The sequence below is a fragment of the Nostoc sp. LPT genome (genome assembly GCF_017115165.1).
Lineage (GTDB): Bacteria > Cyanobacteriota > Cyanobacteriia > Cyanobacteriales > Nostocaceae > Nostoc.
Genome location: NZ_JABXKF010000082.1, coordinates 46,410 through 61,413 on the forward strand (window position 1 = coordinate 46,410; position 15,004 = coordinate 61,413).

At 41.4% G+C, this 15,004-nt stretch carries 12 protein-coding genes and 1 pseudogene; 7 read left to right on the plus strand and 6 right to left on the minus strand.

Annotated elements, in window-relative coordinates:
- Positions 1 to 25: 25 nt before the first annotated feature.
- Positions 26 to 1,876: a S8 family peptidase gene (locus tag HWQ58_RS17655; RefSeq protein ID WP_292865149.1), complete on the minus strand. Its 1,851-nt coding sequence runs from the start codon at positions 1,874 to 1,876 to the stop codon at positions 26 to 28.
- Positions 1,877 to 1,995: 119 nt separating this feature from the next.
- Here HWQ58_RS17655 and HWQ58_RS17660 point away from each other — a divergent pair, with 119 nt between their 5' ends.
- On the plus strand, positions 1,996 to 2,430 hold the full coding sequence (locus tag HWQ58_RS17660) for a hypothetical protein (RefSeq protein WP_292865152.1): 435 nt from the start codon (positions 1,996 to 1,998) through the stop codon (positions 2,428 to 2,430).
- 324 nt (positions 2,431 to 2,754) lie between these two features.
- On the opposite strand, the gene HWQ58_RS17665 is transcribed toward HWQ58_RS17660, so the two are convergent.
- Positions 2,755 to 5,640 carry a choice-of-anchor D domain-containing protein gene (locus HWQ58_RS17665; RefSeq protein ID WP_292865154.1) on the minus strand — a complete coding sequence of 962 codons (2,886 nt, stop codon included), beginning with the start codon at positions 5,638 to 5,640 and terminating at the stop codon, positions 2,755 to 2,757.
- Positions 5,641 to 6,511: 871 nt separating this feature from the next.
- On the opposite strand from HWQ58_RS17665, the gene thiD reads away from it, so the two are divergent.
- The 5 genes and pseudogenes from thiD to HWQ58_RS17690 form a co-directional block, all read left to right on the plus strand.
- The gene (gene thiD, locus HWQ58_RS17670) at positions 6,512 to 7,345 is read left to right on the plus strand and encodes a bifunctional hydroxymethylpyrimidine kinase/phosphomethylpyrimidine kinase (protein WP_292865157.1); all 834 of its coding nucleotides are present in this window, start codon (positions 6,512 to 6,514) and stop codon (positions 7,343 to 7,345) included.
- 199 nt (positions 7,346 to 7,544) lie between these two features.
- On the plus strand, positions 7,545 to 8,153 hold the full coding sequence (locus HWQ58_RS17675) for a hypothetical protein (protein ID WP_292865160.1): 609 nt from the start codon (positions 7,545 to 7,547) through the stop codon (positions 8,151 to 8,153).
- A 360-nt stretch (positions 8,154 to 8,513) separates the two neighbouring features.
- On the plus strand, positions 8,514 to 8,852 hold the full coding sequence (locus tag HWQ58_RS17680; protein WP_012410794.1) for a P-II family nitrogen regulator: 339 nt from the start codon (positions 8,514 to 8,516) through the stop codon (positions 8,850 to 8,852).
- A gap of 209 nt (positions 8,853 to 9,061) precedes the next feature.
- Positions 9,062 to 9,241, plus strand: a complete 180-nt coding sequence (locus HWQ58_RS17685) for a hypothetical protein (protein ID WP_267870640.1) — start codon at positions 9,062 to 9,064, stop codon at positions 9,239 to 9,241.
- A 63-nt stretch (positions 9,242 to 9,304) separates the two neighbouring features.
- A pseudogene (locus HWQ58_RS17690) lies at positions 9,305 to 10,156 on the plus strand (IS701 family transposase); the annotation flags it as partial.
- Between the two features lie 78 nt (positions 10,157 to 10,234).
- On the opposite strand, the gene rdgB reads toward HWQ58_RS17690, so the two are convergent.
- Both rdgB and HWQ58_RS17700 read right to left on the minus strand, forming a co-directional pair.
- Positions 10,235 to 10,822: an RdgB/HAM1 family non-canonical purine NTP pyrophosphatase gene (gene rdgB, locus HWQ58_RS17695; RefSeq protein WP_292865163.1), complete on the minus strand. Its 588-nt coding sequence runs from the start codon at positions 10,820 to 10,822 to the stop codon at positions 10,235 to 10,237.
- Positions 10,823 to 10,908: 86 nt separating this feature from the next.
- Positions 10,909 to 12,345, minus strand: coding sequence for a phosphoglucomutase/phosphomannomutase family protein (locus HWQ58_RS17700; protein WP_292865166.1), 1,437 nt, complete (start codon positions 12,343 to 12,345; stop codon positions 10,909 to 10,911).
- Positions 12,346 to 12,653: 308 nt separating this feature from the next.
- Between HWQ58_RS17700 and HWQ58_RS17705 the strand changes: the two genes are divergently transcribed.
- Positions 12,654 to 13,826 (plus strand): DNA cytosine methyltransferase, encoded by a 1,173-nt coding sequence (locus HWQ58_RS17705; protein WP_292865169.1) that lies wholly within the window; start codon positions 12,654 to 12,656, stop codon positions 13,824 to 13,826.
- Positions 13,827 to 13,874: 48 nt separating this feature from the next.
- On the opposite strand, the gene HWQ58_RS17710 is transcribed toward HWQ58_RS17705, so the two are convergent.
- A complete protein-coding gene (locus HWQ58_RS17710; RefSeq protein WP_292865172.1) occupies positions 13,875 to 13,997 on the minus strand; it encodes a hypothetical protein in 123 nt (40 codons plus the stop codon).
- Positions 13,976 to 14,551 (minus strand): SinI family restriction endonuclease, encoded by a 576-nt coding sequence (locus tag HWQ58_RS17715; protein ID WP_292865175.1) that lies wholly within the window; start codon positions 14,549 to 14,551, stop codon positions 13,976 to 13,978. The genes HWQ58_RS17710 and HWQ58_RS17715 overlap by 22 nt, the downstream gene beginning before the upstream one ends.
- Between the last annotated feature and the right edge of the window lie 453 nt (positions 14,552 to 15,004).

The window sequence follows — 15,004 nt, forward strand, 5'->3', positions numbered from 1 at the left end:
TTCTTTCTCACTCTCCACTCCCCGTTTACGCAATTTTCTCTTCGTTTTTCAATGCTAAACGAACAAGTCCATAACAGACTAGGGCATTAGCAATGAGGAAGAGGCGTGCTAAGTTACCACTTCCCAATCCCCAAACTGTCGGCTCGAAAAACGCGCTTGTAGTTAAGCACGCTGCTATACCTAAAGTTGAACCAATGGCAAACCATTTCCAACTAGGATGTCCCAGCAGCAATGCCATCAACACAATGGGAATCAGTACACTGGCAAATAGAGGATTTAATGCATCAGTTCCCTGGAGGGTATTTCCTAATTCGGGAATTGAACTGCCCAAAACCCGAAAAGGCCATTGGGGAAGATCAAAAATATAGATTCCCTTGAGGAAGAATAACCCAGAACTGCCGGCAATTAGTCCACTAGATAAAGACCAACTCCAAGTGAAGGGGAAGTAAACGCGTAAAAACCAAGCCAGCAGATAGGAACCAACTACCATTAAAACCTTGGGTAACAGTGCTACCGCACCACCATCAATCCAAAAGCCGGGGTTAAGATAGCCGTTATCCCGTAACCACCGAAAGAAATCTGGGAAACTGATTTGCCCGCTAAAGGCTAGTTTGACTGCTGCTTCGGCATTGAGTTGTCCAGCGCCATAATAGTTCAAACCATCATCCTGGATAACTCGTGCCGACTGCTTGAGAACTTTTAAAACTTCATCTGGTTCTTTGATGCCAGCAGCTTTGATTAATGCTGCAACACCAGCAACGTGGGGAGAAGCCATGCTTGTACCCTGAAAACCCAGAAATATGCCTTCGCCCTTTTCATCAATGGTTTCTTGGAGAATCTTACCAGCTTCACTACCACCAGGAGCAGAGATATCTACCCCTGCACCAAAGTTAGAATAGGGCGCTCTTTCGCCATCTGGGCCAATTGCCGAAACGCCGATGACGTAGGGATAGCGGGCTGGATAGCTTGCTCCATTGGCGTTTTCATTCCCGGCTGCGGCAATAATAACAACACCTTTTCTATGGGCATACTCGATCGCATCTTTCATCAACTTGCTTTCACCGCCACCACCCAAGCTCATATTAATCACATCTGCGCCTTTATCAGCAGCAAATTTAATCGCTTCGGCAATATCGGCAACGGTACCACCGCCATAAGAACTGAGTACCTTCAGCGGCATCAAACTGGCTTCGTAGGCAATTCCAGCGACGCCATATTTGTTATTTGTAGCTTGAGCAATAGTTCCGGCAACATGGGTACCGTGACCATTATCGTCTGTGGCTTCTTCTCTGTCGTTAACAAAATCATAGCCCTTGACGAATTTTGTCTCATACAAGTCGCGAACCTTGGTAATTCCCGTGTCAATCACTGCGACTGTAATGCCACTGCCTTTGGTTTGACTCCATGCGCCTTCAACACCGATTTTGTGCAAGTTCCACTGCTTGCTGTAATATTGGTCATTGGGGCCAGTTAATGAAGGATTTGCTTCTTCATCTTCTTGGGGTCGCAAAAATTCTGCTAGCCAAGCTGCTTTACCTGGTTGTGGAATCTTGCTGTATATATAGTTTGGTTCAATGAATTCTGTAGCTTGGGCAAACTGAGATTTTTTCAGTTCTTGGAGCCGTTGGCGATCGCCCTTGATAATATACACATTATCTTTTTTGGAAAACTTGTTGTCTAATTGGGGTGTAACGTTGTATTGTTTGGCGATCGCTTGCAAATCCTGTTCCACTACAAGTGATGGAATATCTTCGCGAAAATCAAGCAAAATCGTCTCAAACTCTCCTTTAGCTGCCAATCCCTGAAAATTCAGGAAACCAAATATGGCAGATACCAGCCCAATGACAAACAAGCACAATAATATAAGTTTTCTCATATTAACTCATCACCGCTTTTTGCCAGTTTGCTCACTACCATAACTTATTTGCATCACTTGTTGGTAGATTTTGCACTTTTAGTTACAAGTTTTATTCAGGAATCAGGATTTTTTTAACGATGGAACGTGGTCTTTTGTGGTTGCCTTTGTTAGTAATGTTTTTCTGGTTAGCTTGGCAAGGCTCGAAAGAGTATCAAAAAGTCGAAGCTTATCGCACTTGGGCAGAGCAATTTGAACGGGCCAAGTATGATATTTATGCTGTATTAGGTCAAAAAGACAACAATATCACTTGGGGAAAACCCACACCTCAAGGGCCGATTAAACTAGAAACATTCTCCTTGCTTGATATCAAACAAATCCAGGTTTTAGTAGATGAAAAATCAGTAGATGTAAACAACCCACCGGAAAAAGGTCGTTCTATAGAATTAGAATTTCTATTTTCCGAATCTACTAACTCAGTCCGGGTTCCGTTTACAGAAGTCCCTTTGGCAGCAGAATGGGGTAAGTTTTTGCAGGGGCTATTACAAGACTTGCGATCGCAACCACAGCAGTAGTTATATTAAAACTATAAGTTCCAAATAAGACGCCTATTTCTGGTCAAAAAGTTAGATCGCTAGTAGTAATATTATTCATGGGCAACGACGTTTTTATTAGAAAGATGTTTTTTGGAATGGCTTTTACTTGAATACCATTTATTCAACATCTCCATAAATTAAATATACGTTATCCAAAACCCTTGTAGAGACGTAGCCGTGCTACATCTCTACATTCTTTTTCACCAGATATTGCGCCCTATGGGTGTAGTCTATCTAATTGAAAGCCGCCTTAAAACTCAATTCATGTTTGGATTACACTTGCATTCAGTTGACCCGATCCAGCTATGCTTGAATGATGAAATCAGAGGCAGTAAGAGAAGGCGCACCAGTAAGTTGTGCAAATTGACCACCACTGCCGAAACCAGCAGCGCTACCATTTTGATTGTAAAATAACTGCCCAGTCATACGGTCGTAGACAATTACAGCATTGCTAAGTGCCCCTGAACTGGTGATTTGAAAATCACTGGCGTTACTAAAACCCGTTCCCACATCAGAAGTAATAGCACTAAAGGTAGTCTTATCGAGGACAATCTTATCACCACTAGAGCGATTGAAGTCAGCGATGGTATCAATACCTATAACAGCAGTATTAAAGATAGCATCGGTGTCGTAGAGGAAAGAGTCAGCACCTGTACCACCCACAAGAGTATCGTTGCCCTGTCCACCAATCAGAAGATCGTTGCCAGTACCACCCCGCAGCAGGTCGTCACCACCACTGCCATTGATAGTATCATTACCCCCTTGACCATTAATCACGTCGTTGGAATTGTAAAAACCGCTAATGTTATTGTTCAAGTCATTGAGGAAAGTGACGCAGTTTGCGGTGGAAATATACGTTTGAGTGGAGTTGGCACTAATCACATCAAAGCTTTTGGTAACACTGTCTTCTCCGTCAAAAATGATATTACCGATGGCAGGTCTTGTTGTCGATGCGGCTAAGTTCTCTAGGTTTTCTAACTTAAAGTTTTGCAAAGTGACTTTGGTATTACCCACATCTTCAAAGGTGACTTCTAAATTGTTGCCTTTTTGAGTTAATTGCAGATTTCTTGCAGTCAATTCAGTCCCAATAAATTGCAAAGTATCTACTTTGGCAATTACCGCAGCCGAAGGGTTTGAGCTAGTACCTACACCGCCAAAGTCGGTGATGCTGTAATTGCCATCGCCTCGTTGGATAATAAAGGTGTCATTGGAGTTAGTGCCATTGAGAACTATAGTTCCCGGGGCAGGAGCGGGTCTGACTTTGCCACTAATGGCAAAGTCAAAGGAGCTTTCATCAATATCGTTGTTTTTTAAACTGAAGTTGCCACTATATCTACCGTCTGTAGTGGGATTGAGTGCCACCGATATGCTAGTAGAAGCATTAACAGCTATGCTCGTTGGAAGAGTTCCGACCAAACTAAATCCATCGGGAAGTTTAAGATCACTCAGCTTGAGTGCGCCTGTACCGATGTTCTTGATAGTAAAGGTTTTGGTCAAGGTATCACCAACAGTCGTTTCACCAAAGTTAATGGCAGTGGTGTCACCATCTGTAATGTCAACATTGTCATTGAGAACTTGAATTTCTGGGGTATAAACTGTGCCACTAATGGCAAAGTCAAAGGGGCTTTCATTAATGTCGTTGTTGTTTAAACTGAGGCTGCCACTATAGACGCCGGGTGCAGTGGGATTGAGTGCCACCGATATGGTGGTGGAAGCATTAACAGCCACACTCGTTGGAAGAGTTCCAACCAAGCTAAATCCGTCGGGAAGTTTAAGATTACTCAGTTTGAGTGCAGCTATACCGGTGTTCTTGATGGTAAAGGTTTTAGTCAAGGGTTCACCAACAAGAGTCTCGCCAAAGTTAATGGCAGTGTTGCCATCTATAATCTCAACATTGCCACTGAGAACTTGAATTTCTGGGGTTTTGGTAGGGTTGCGGGGAGCTTCGTATGCACCAATATCAACGACTGTACTGCCATTACCATCACCATCTTGAGGAGTCCTCTTAGTGATGCTATTGAAGGCATTGGAACCACCATCAATCGCAACACTTCCAGGTTTGAGTGCAAAATTCCCTTTGTCTGGATCAACAAATTGAGGATCTTGACCCAAAAGATTTTGTAACCCTGTAGCGTTTAAATTATCTGAAGCTTGGAATTGGTTCGAGTTATAAACAAGATTGCGATCGAAAATTACATTTGTGTCATACTTAATTCTGTTAGCATTTTGATTGTCACTTGCGTACAAAATGTTGTTGTAGACACGTACATTTTCCGAGTAAGTAACACCAATCTCTCCAGATTCTGGAAGAACCTGGGCATTCTTGTAAGCCGTGTTATTGATAACATCAACATTGGTAGCTTTGAAAACATTAATGCCTGCACCTCCATTGTTGTAAGTAATGTTATTTGCAATTAATGCCTTACCTGTATAGGCCACATTATCTTTGCTGGTATTGGTAGTATCAAGCATAATCCCATGTCCCTCAGTGATTTTGTCAGTGCCTCCATTTTTCCACGGAATTAAACTTTGGTTATCGTAGACAATGTTGTCTCGAAAAATCATTCTGTAGTCAGTGGTATTGTTATCAAAATTAAAACTGTGGAGAGAGGTTATTCCCTGATTGCCGTGAGGTGAATACCAAGCGTTTCCAGACACAATGTTTTTCTCAACAGTTATATAGTCTGAATTACTGACTGCTATACCTCCACCTGGAAAGTTACGAATTGTGTTACCAGTAATGATAATATGATGAGGATTAGTACCACTTACACCAGTGTCGTTTTTCCATGTATTAACAGCAATTCCATTACTATTGGTCAAGGGATTATCAAGGTTATTCTTCTCTTGCAAGGCATATTCGAGAGTGATGTTTTCCCGATTGCCTTTTATATCAAGTCCTTCAATCCGCACGTAGGATGAACTCAATATAGTAATGCCACTTCCCGTTGTTGTTATCGTCGGCGTAGCCCCTGGATAAGCTTTTATTGTTGTCCAGCTATCTGGTGAGCCATTCAAGTTTAAAAGCGTAACCCCTTTCATTTGATAATTTCCATTCATGACGTAGAGCGTGTCGCCTGCTTTCATCTCATACACGGCTCTACCCAAGGTGAGAAATGCAGATTCTTCGTTTAAGCCATTATTTTGATTACTGCCTGTTGCAGAAACGTAGTATGTTGTGCCAGCCATCTGTTTACTCCAAATATATGTAGGGGAAATTGGTAGTACAATGTCAGCAACTTTCTTCAGTTGCTAAGTAGTTATTTGAATGAGTCATCTATCTGCACTGTTAAGGACAGTCACAGTTGTCCGATCGCGACTTAAAATCGCGTCGATTGTAGAAACGCTGTTGTAAACCTGAAAAATTTTTCTCCTGTCAACCGTTGACGGTCAAACTAGGAATATCAATACCGTCAATCATCAGAGTTTTGTTGAGAGTAATTGGACGATTAACGCATAGATGCTTCTACTCCAGACTTGTCATCAGATATCCTCTTAGCAAGACTAGATAAAATTGAATTGAATCGTATCTTCATCTTTAGCAGCTGCATAGGCGTAGCCCGTCGTAGACATCGCTGCTCTTTGCAAACCAGCTTTAGCATCTGCTTTTTTCAATCAAACGATCGTATTTGGCATAGTAATTCCTCTGAACTTTATGCGTTGTTTTAGGTCAGGAGGTTGCCAAATCTGCATGGTAAAATTCACCCTTGGCTGATAACTGGGGACTTAAAGTTAAAGTGATCGAAGTTAAATTGGTTGAAACTTTAGTTAGGTTGACCCTTTAACTTAAGGGGACTAATGTAACAACTTAGTTGAACCTGTTTTAAGGGGTGTAACTGAGCGTTGTGAACTTAATTAAAACTAACCTTTACAAATAGCACTTGATACCAGTGATTACCCGGAATATTGTAAGTTTTTTTACAATAAAATTAAAAAACTATGGAGGTGTCTGGTGGAGTCAGTCGTTGAAATCGGGCAAGAGGGAAGAGGGTTTTAGCCTAGTTCATCAATCTTTGAGATAGTTTGGTTTGATGACGCCAACTCACTTAATCTTGATAATATGAACACTGAAATAAACTCCAGAATACCTGTTGCTTTAACCATTGCTGGTTCAGATAGCGGTGGCGGTGCAGGAATTCAAGCTGATTTACGCACCTTTGCTTTTCACTGTGTCCACGGTACTAGTGCTATAACTTGCGTCACGGCACAAAACACTCTAGGAGTGAAGAGGGTTGATGCTATGCCAACAGAGGCTGTTGTGGCGCAAATTCAGGCAGTAGTTGAGGATATTGGCGTACAAGCTGCCAAAACAGGAATGTTGCTCAATCAGGAAATTATCTTTGCTGTTGCCCAGCAAGTGGAAGCTTTACAAATCAATAATTTAGTAGTTGATCCAGTAATGGTGTCACGCACGGGAGCACAATTGATTGATGATGATGCTGTGAAGACTCTGTGCCATGCCCTGATTCCCAAAGCGGTTATGATTACGCCCAATCGCTATGAAGCCCAAATTTTGAGCGGTTTACAAATTAATTCTTTAGAGGATATGCAAGCTGCTGCTGAAATTATTCACAAGACTTTAAAGACGAAGGTTGTTTTAGTCAAAGGCGGAGGTATGCAGGGAGATTTGCGTGGTGTTGATATCTGGTTTGATGGGGACAAGTTGAAAGTTTTGACTTGCCAGCAAGTAGAGACAAAAAATACCCACGGTACTGGTTGTACACTATCGGCTGCGATCGCTGCTAATCTAGCTAAAGGAAAAGATTTGTGGCAGGCAGTGCAACAGGCAAAGGAATATGTGACTACCGCACTCACTTACGCCCTAGATATTGGCGAAGGGCAAGGCCCTGTGGGACACTTCTTCCCATTGTGGGGACTAGGGACTAGAGACTAAAGATTAGGGATTGGAGACTGGTCATTGGGGATGGGGACTAAAGAAAAGTTTTCTCAGTACTCCATCCCCAATGCCCAAATAAAAAATCTTTGCCCTTTCGATATTTTTCTATTATTCTTGGGCATAGTTTCAGGGGTGACTATCTCTGTTAGCATCTCTGTACGATCTAATTACTTTGATTTTTAATACCAAGCCCCCAATGCGAACAACCATAGGTTCTGTTCACAGGAATTCGCCAACACCGACTACTCAAGCCTACCCTCCTTCTGTACCGCTATCTGTATACAGGGAATTGTCAACAGAGTTGCAAGCAGTACAGGCGAGGCTAAATGCACTCACCATTCAAAATCAGCAACTAGCACAAGAAAATCAACTATTACGCCAAGAAATTACCAAAGTCGTTGAGTCTTTTTCTCGTTTGCAAAATTTTGTGGGCTCCCATACTACATCTAGTTATCACCAAGCTAATCAAGCTTCTGGTGACGTTAAAAGTGCCGCCAAACAGCCAGTAAAACAAGCACGTCCACCTCAGCAGGTTTCAGGAAAGCGTCCATCCGTTGTGCCCAAACAACCAGCCGAAAAAAGCCGCCGTCAGGACTTTTCTACACCTGTAATGGAAATGAATTTCCCGATACCAGAACCAGTTTTTATAGAAGAGCAACAAGTCAGTTATTATTCCACTACTGAGCCAGATGTCAAGGAACTCAATGGCTGGTGGTTAATTATTACCATCTTGTTAATCATGTTGACTGCCTTTAGTGCTGGATATTTCATTGTGCGTCCCTTATTTGAACATCAGAAACGTTAGTTGACATTCCCACAGTTAGCAGCAGTAGCAGACTTTCGGGCTACCGTGCAATTTGTCTGCAATCACTCTCTAAATATCCGAACAAATCTGCTCAATGGCTAAAACGATCTATTTTTAGGTTATAAAAGCTACATAAAATGCTAAATTGACAGCAACTTCTTTATGTCAGAACCTCAAAGATTATCTAATTAATAAATCCTTACCGCTTCTCATGTCACAAAACCTCAAGTAAAGCACTTACACTTTAAAAAAGTTGTAATTATTACATATTTTTTAGGAAAAGCACTGCTAGTTACAGCTTCAGACAGCGGATCTGGTTAGATATATAAACGAAGCTAGTAGAAGTCAGGAGTCAAGAAGATGAAAAAAGTAGAAGCTATTATCCGCCCATTTAAGCTAGATGAGGTGAAAATTGCCTTAGTTAACGCTGGTATTGTCGGCATGACTGTTTCTGAAGTCCGGGGGTTCGGACGGCAGAAAGGTCAAACTGAGCGGTATCGCGGTTCTGAGTACACCGTTGAGTTTCTGCAAAAACTCAAAGTGGAAATCGTAGTTGACGACAATCAGGTTGATATGGTGGTAGACAAAATTATTGCTGCTGCCCGCACTGGTGAAATCGGCGATGGTAAAATTTTCATCTCGCCTGTTGAGCAAGTGATTCGGATTCGCACCGGCGAAAAGAACACAGAAGCAGTTTGAGTCCTAATCAGCTTTTGAATTATATGCCTATATACGACTTAATCAGTCACGTATAGGCATATTCCCACGTCCTATTGACTACAGGTTACGACAAAAACTGGCTTTACTCTTGACATAGAACTTATGTACTATGTATATTTGATATATAATCTATATATAAAAATAGAGGTAAAGATGTTTTGAGCAAAAAAACTTTAATCACGCTTAACTTGTCGGACGCTGAACTTGAGCTACTAAATAGTCTTAGTGAAAAAAAGGACATGAATAAGTCAGCAGTGTTACGGCAAGCTTTACGGATGATGGGGCTGATTGAGCAACGCATAGAGCAAGGTGAAAAATTTTACTTTGAAACTGTAGACGAGAAGAAATCTGAACTTATACTTGTCTAGCGCTCTTCCATCACTCTCATGAGAAAATAATAGGGTAAAGTGTCGTAAACTCTTTGCTGGACTATGTTTTGGGGAAGAGAGCCGACGGAAACTATAAAATTTGTAGATGATTACTGTGAATGGTATAGAAAGCTGTTTCCAGAAGTCAGAAGTTTTGAAGCGTTTAAATATCTTCATGTAGGAATGATTTCAGAAATTAAACGCAAAACTCTACCAGAGATAGCGCGGGTAATAGGGTTAGGGAACGAACAAGGGTTATTGTATTTCCTAACAGAACACAAGAGGGAAATAGAGAAATTAAGAGAAGCCAGATTAAAGCTAATTTTACAAGTATTAGCTGGGCGAGAAATTACCTTGATTATTGATGAGACAGGGGATAAAAAGAAAGGCTCGACGACAGATTACGTCAAAAGACAGTATATAGGTAATTTAGGAAAAATTGAAAATGGAATAGTTGCAGTTACAGCTTATGGATTATTCGAGGGAATGACATTCCCATTGATATTTGAAGTTTCTAAACCAAAACAAAGATTATTAGAATCAGATGTCTATCAGACCAAGCCAGAAATTGCGGCTGTTATGATTAGAAAGCTCCTAGAAATGGGGTTTAAATTTAAACTGGTACTAGCAGATAGTTTATATGGTGAAAGCGAAAGTAACTTTATTAGTGTATTGTGCCAATTAGAACTAAATTTTGTAGTGGTGATTCGGAGCAATCATGGAGTTTGGCTGCCGCAGGGTCAGAAAGTTAGATATAACCGTTGGCGACCCTATAACCGTATATTCTCAGATGGTCAACAAGAGAAAAGGTATATTCGAGAGATAGTATTTGGCAAGCGCCATGCCGTTCAATATTGGCAAGTTACCACAGATCCAGAAACTTTACCGCAAAATTCGACTTGGTTTATCATGACCCTTGTTCCGGGTATTAAGTATAAAAAGTACTAATTATCAGATAGCTTTTCATTTCTTAAATCAGTTTTTTATCCTAACTCAAGACTCAGGACTAAACAATGTGTCTAGTTGTGGAAGTAAAGCCGTAAAAGCCTTGCCTCGATGGCTAATTGACCTCTTCAACTCCCGTGTCATTTCAGCAAAGGTCAATTGCAACTCTTGCACATAAAAAATTGGGTCGTAGCCGAAACCACTATCACCACGAGGTACGTGGAGAATTTCGCCGCGACAAATACCTTCAGATTGTAATACGATCGCACCATCGGGACGAGCGATCGCTACTGCACAAACAAATTGAGCTTGCCGATTTACCTCGTTGCCTAATTCTCTCAATACCCTAGCAATGCGTTCTGAGTCGGTTGTGGCATAACGTGCAGAATACACCCCTGGTGCGCCATTTAGGGCATCTACTTGCAAGCCTGAATCATCAGCAATTGCCCAGTTTCCTGTGGCTTTAGCAATTTGTGATGCTTTTAGACAAGCGTTGGCGGCAAAGGTTTCGCCCGTCTCTTCAATTTCCAACTCTTCAGGTTTGAAGGTTAATTCCCAACCAGAATTTTCCAGGTAAGCCTGCATTTCCCGCAACTTACCTGGATTTCCTGTGGCTACTACAAGTAATTTAGTCATTGGTCATTAGTCATTGGTCATTGGTCATTAGTCATTGGTCATTAGTCATTTACCAAGGACAAAGGACAAATGACTAATAATTAATTTTACTCTGCCCAGTGTTTCGCCCAAGCAAGAGTTTGATGCACTTGCTCAATTGTCGGGGCTTCGCAGTATAACCGTAAAACTGGTTCAGTCCCACTAAACCGAATCATTAACCAGCTTTTATCAGCTAGACGATACTTGTAGCCGTCAATTGTCTGGCAATCAATCACTGCTAACCCGGCAATTTCTGTTAAGGGTTGGGTTTGCAGTTGTTGCAAAAGACGCGATCGCACTTCCATATTTGCTAAGGGTAAATCAATGCGATCATAAGCTGAGGTAAACCCTGTTTGTTTCTGCAAGTGGCGATAATACTCACCTAAATCCAAACCAGATTCTACAATCGCCTCTAGAACGTACAAGGCTGACAGCAGGGCATCGCGTTCGGGAATATGGCTGCCATAGCCAATTCCTCCCGACTCCTCACCACCCAGTAACACTTTTGCTACTAACATTCTGTCAGCGATATATTTATAACCAACCGCTGTCTCAAAGACTGATAGGTTATGTAGTGCTGCTACAAGGGGCATCAAGTCGGAACCACTAACAGTTTTAACTATTTCACCCTTAAAGTCGCGTCGCAGGGTTAAATGGTCGATTAATATCGGGATTAATACTTGGGAACTTAGGAAGTTGGCTTCTCCATCCACTGCTGCAATGCGATCGCAGTCTCCATCAAATACCAACCCCACTGTTAAACCTGATTTATCGGTTTCTCGGTGAGTCTTGATGACTTCAAATAGCTTTGAAAGGTATTTCGGCAATGGTTCTGGCGCACCACCACCAAAGAGGGGGTCGCGATCGCTGTTGATTTCTTTGACTTGATTGCCTAGTAGTCTCGCCAATCCACTAGCCGCAGCGCCATGCATAACATCGGCAAATAACGTTAGTTTGCCAGATGCGATCGCTTCTCGAAGTTTGACAATATCAACTTTACCTTCTAGCGCTTGGGTATAACTGGGCCAAGGATCGAATTTCTCTTGCTTACCTGGGGTAGCTGCTAATGGTACTCCAACTGATAACTGCGCCTCTATCTCTTTTGTCACTTCTGGCGGCACTGACCCACCAAAATAACCCTTGACTTTTAAACCTAAATATGTTCCAGGATTATGACTGGCTGTAATTACTAGTGCCCCTAAAGCATTGAGTTGTTTTGCTGCCCAACTATAAGCTGGAGTTGGGGCATAAGTTTCGCTCAACAGCACATCAAAGCCAACAGCACTGATAGAATTGGCGACAGCACGAGCAAAGTCTTCGGCCATGAATCGGCGATCGTAACCGACAATTATTGTCTGGCTACCCACCGTAGAAAAATACGTATCATATAATACTTTTGCGGCAACTGGCGCGACCAGGGCTAGGCGTTCAAAGGTGAACTCATCTCCAATTACGCCCCGCCAGCCGTCTGTACCAAACTTAATTGAGTTAGCTACAACTGGCATCTAGGTATCCTAACTGTCTACTTGAGGATTCTAGCATTTATACAGTGTGCAGAGTAAAAAAAGAATCTAGTAATAATATGTACTAATAATATTCAACACAAAGGTGAGCAAATTTGTGCATTGTACAAATGCAATGTCTAACGATAGGCCCGTTTAAGCCTGCCACATTTAAAAGAGAATAGCGCCTTTGTAACATACTGTTTCAAAAGGCTTACACTATTAGAATTGCAGGTATCTATCGTTAGCATGAAGCAGACTTGAAGGTTTCAGCAAATCGTATATTTGATTAAGCTGTAAGGATAAAAGTAGTGATAGACAATCGGGCAATATCAATCAGTTTATTTACAGGAGCAGGTGGACTAGATATTGGGATAGAACAGACAGATTTTCGGGTAGTAAGTGTTGTTGAGAAAGATCCTGATGCTGCGAAGACTATAGCTTTCAACCGACCTCACCTAAATAGTGCTGTAGCAAGAGATATACAGAAAATCACTGCTCAAAATCTTTTGGAAGAAGGGGGATATGTTATTAACCTTGGTAGACCTCTACGTATTGGAGAAGTAGATTTAGTAACTGGCGGTCCCCCTTGTCAACCCTTCAGCACAGCAGGAAAACGTGGTTCAGTTATGGACCCGCGTGGCAGCTTGTTTATGGACTTTATACGTATTGTTGAACAAGTGCAGCCACGCTTTTTTATCATGGAGAATGTTAAAGGTTTACTCTCGGCTCCTATTCGTCATAGACCTCATCTGGAACGAGGAACGGGTTATGCTCCTCTGGAACTAGATGAAATGCAAGGGAGCGCTCTTGAGATTGTTTTAGAAGAAATAAAGCGCCTTGGTTATCAAGTTATTTATAAAGTCATGGAAGCAGCAGATTACGGTGTTCCGCAAAACAGAGCGCGAGTAATTTTTATTGGCTCAAGAGATGGTGAATCAGCTACATTCCCTTTGCCTACTCATAGTAAAGATGGCTCTTTATTACCTCAATGGCGCACTCTTAAAGACGCTCTGATAAACTTAGAAGATCCACAACCGGAGTATACTTCCTACTCAAAAAACCGTCTTCAATATTTAAAGCTTTTAAAAAGTGGTCAAAACTGGAGAGATTTACCTAAGGAATTGATAAAAGAAGCAATGGGAGGCGCTTACAAATCTGGAGGTGGTAAAGTAGGGTTTTACAGAAGGTTATGTTGGGATAAGCCATCTCCTACTGTTACTACAAGTCCTTACCAAAAGGCTACAGATATGGGTCATCCAGAGGAACTGCGTCCTCTCAGTGTTCGAGAGTGCGCCAGGATTCAAACCTTTCCAGACTCATGGATTTTTTATGGTTCAACAGCCTCTAAGTACCGACAGATAGGTAATGCTGTACCTGTACTCTTAGCTCAAGCTATTGGTGACTATTTACATAGTCTAATTAGACAGGAAAAACCTAAAGGGATACCAGTCTTTGAACAGCTTTCACTATTTAATCACTAAATCCCTAGCCTTTTGATTATTTTAAGACTTTTACTACTAAATTTGTTGCTAGTATTTACTATCTTCTACATACAATGCTGCGGGATTTTCAGCGATAGTTTGTCTAACAAAGGCGGCAAAGTCTTCTTCAGAAAGATTAGCGCATCCTATTAATTGATCAGTTCTTTCCAATAGTAAGCTCCATTTTGAGCATTGACTCTATGCCATTTCCGAATGATAGTTCCTTTACGAACACTACTGCTCGAACTATTTTCAGAATTACTACGGTTTTTAACTTGTAATAGCTCACCTTTCTTCGTGCAAAAATCAACCTTATTTATAGTTTCACCCCAAGCACAGTACCAACCATAAAATGACAATTTTTCGGCAAGATATTCTTCTAAAAGAAGACCTAATATGTTTTCTGCCGACATAGAAAGACGATGAGCATACTTTATGTTATTAATGCCATCAGTGCTGAGACTAGGTAAACGCGCTGAAAGAATCGTGTCAATAATTTTGTCAGAAACAGTGCCTATCTTCTTACTAGTTCGCTTTGAGGCTCGATTATTATAACCGCCAAAATACTTATTTAACCACTTAGTAATGTAATCTAAGCGAGAATTGCATACTTTTAAATATGGAAATAATTCAGGCGAATTACAACAGACGGATAAAACTGTTTTTACAGAATCATTCCAGAACATCCCAGAACGAATTTTTGCGATATTTTCAGCTTCTGACATGATCAGATTGGCATCAAAATCCGGTATTTTTAGGTTATTGCTCACAGTTACTATTGGGTAAAATCTGCTGTTTAAGTTACTTGTTCTAGTTTTCCCAACAATTCACAAGGAGTAAAACCCAAAGCCTTACCTAACTCCAAAAACTTCGCCACGGAGGCAGAGGGGAAGGGGGCAGGGAGCGGGGGGAGCAAGCCCAATACTCTGCGACAAGCGTTGCGGAACATGGGTTTGAAGCCCCGTCCTTCCAGGACGCTTGGCTGTTTCGGAGTACAAGCTCCGTCTCAGTCTTTCCCCCTGCCCCCTGCTCCCTGCTCCTCTGCCTCTTTTGACCACGTTCAAACTTTGTTTGTCAAGCTCATATTTATAGATACACAAATCTCAATAATCTCAATATTTTTATATATAAACATTAATAATCCTTAATAGTATTAACTATTAAGGATTGTTAATATG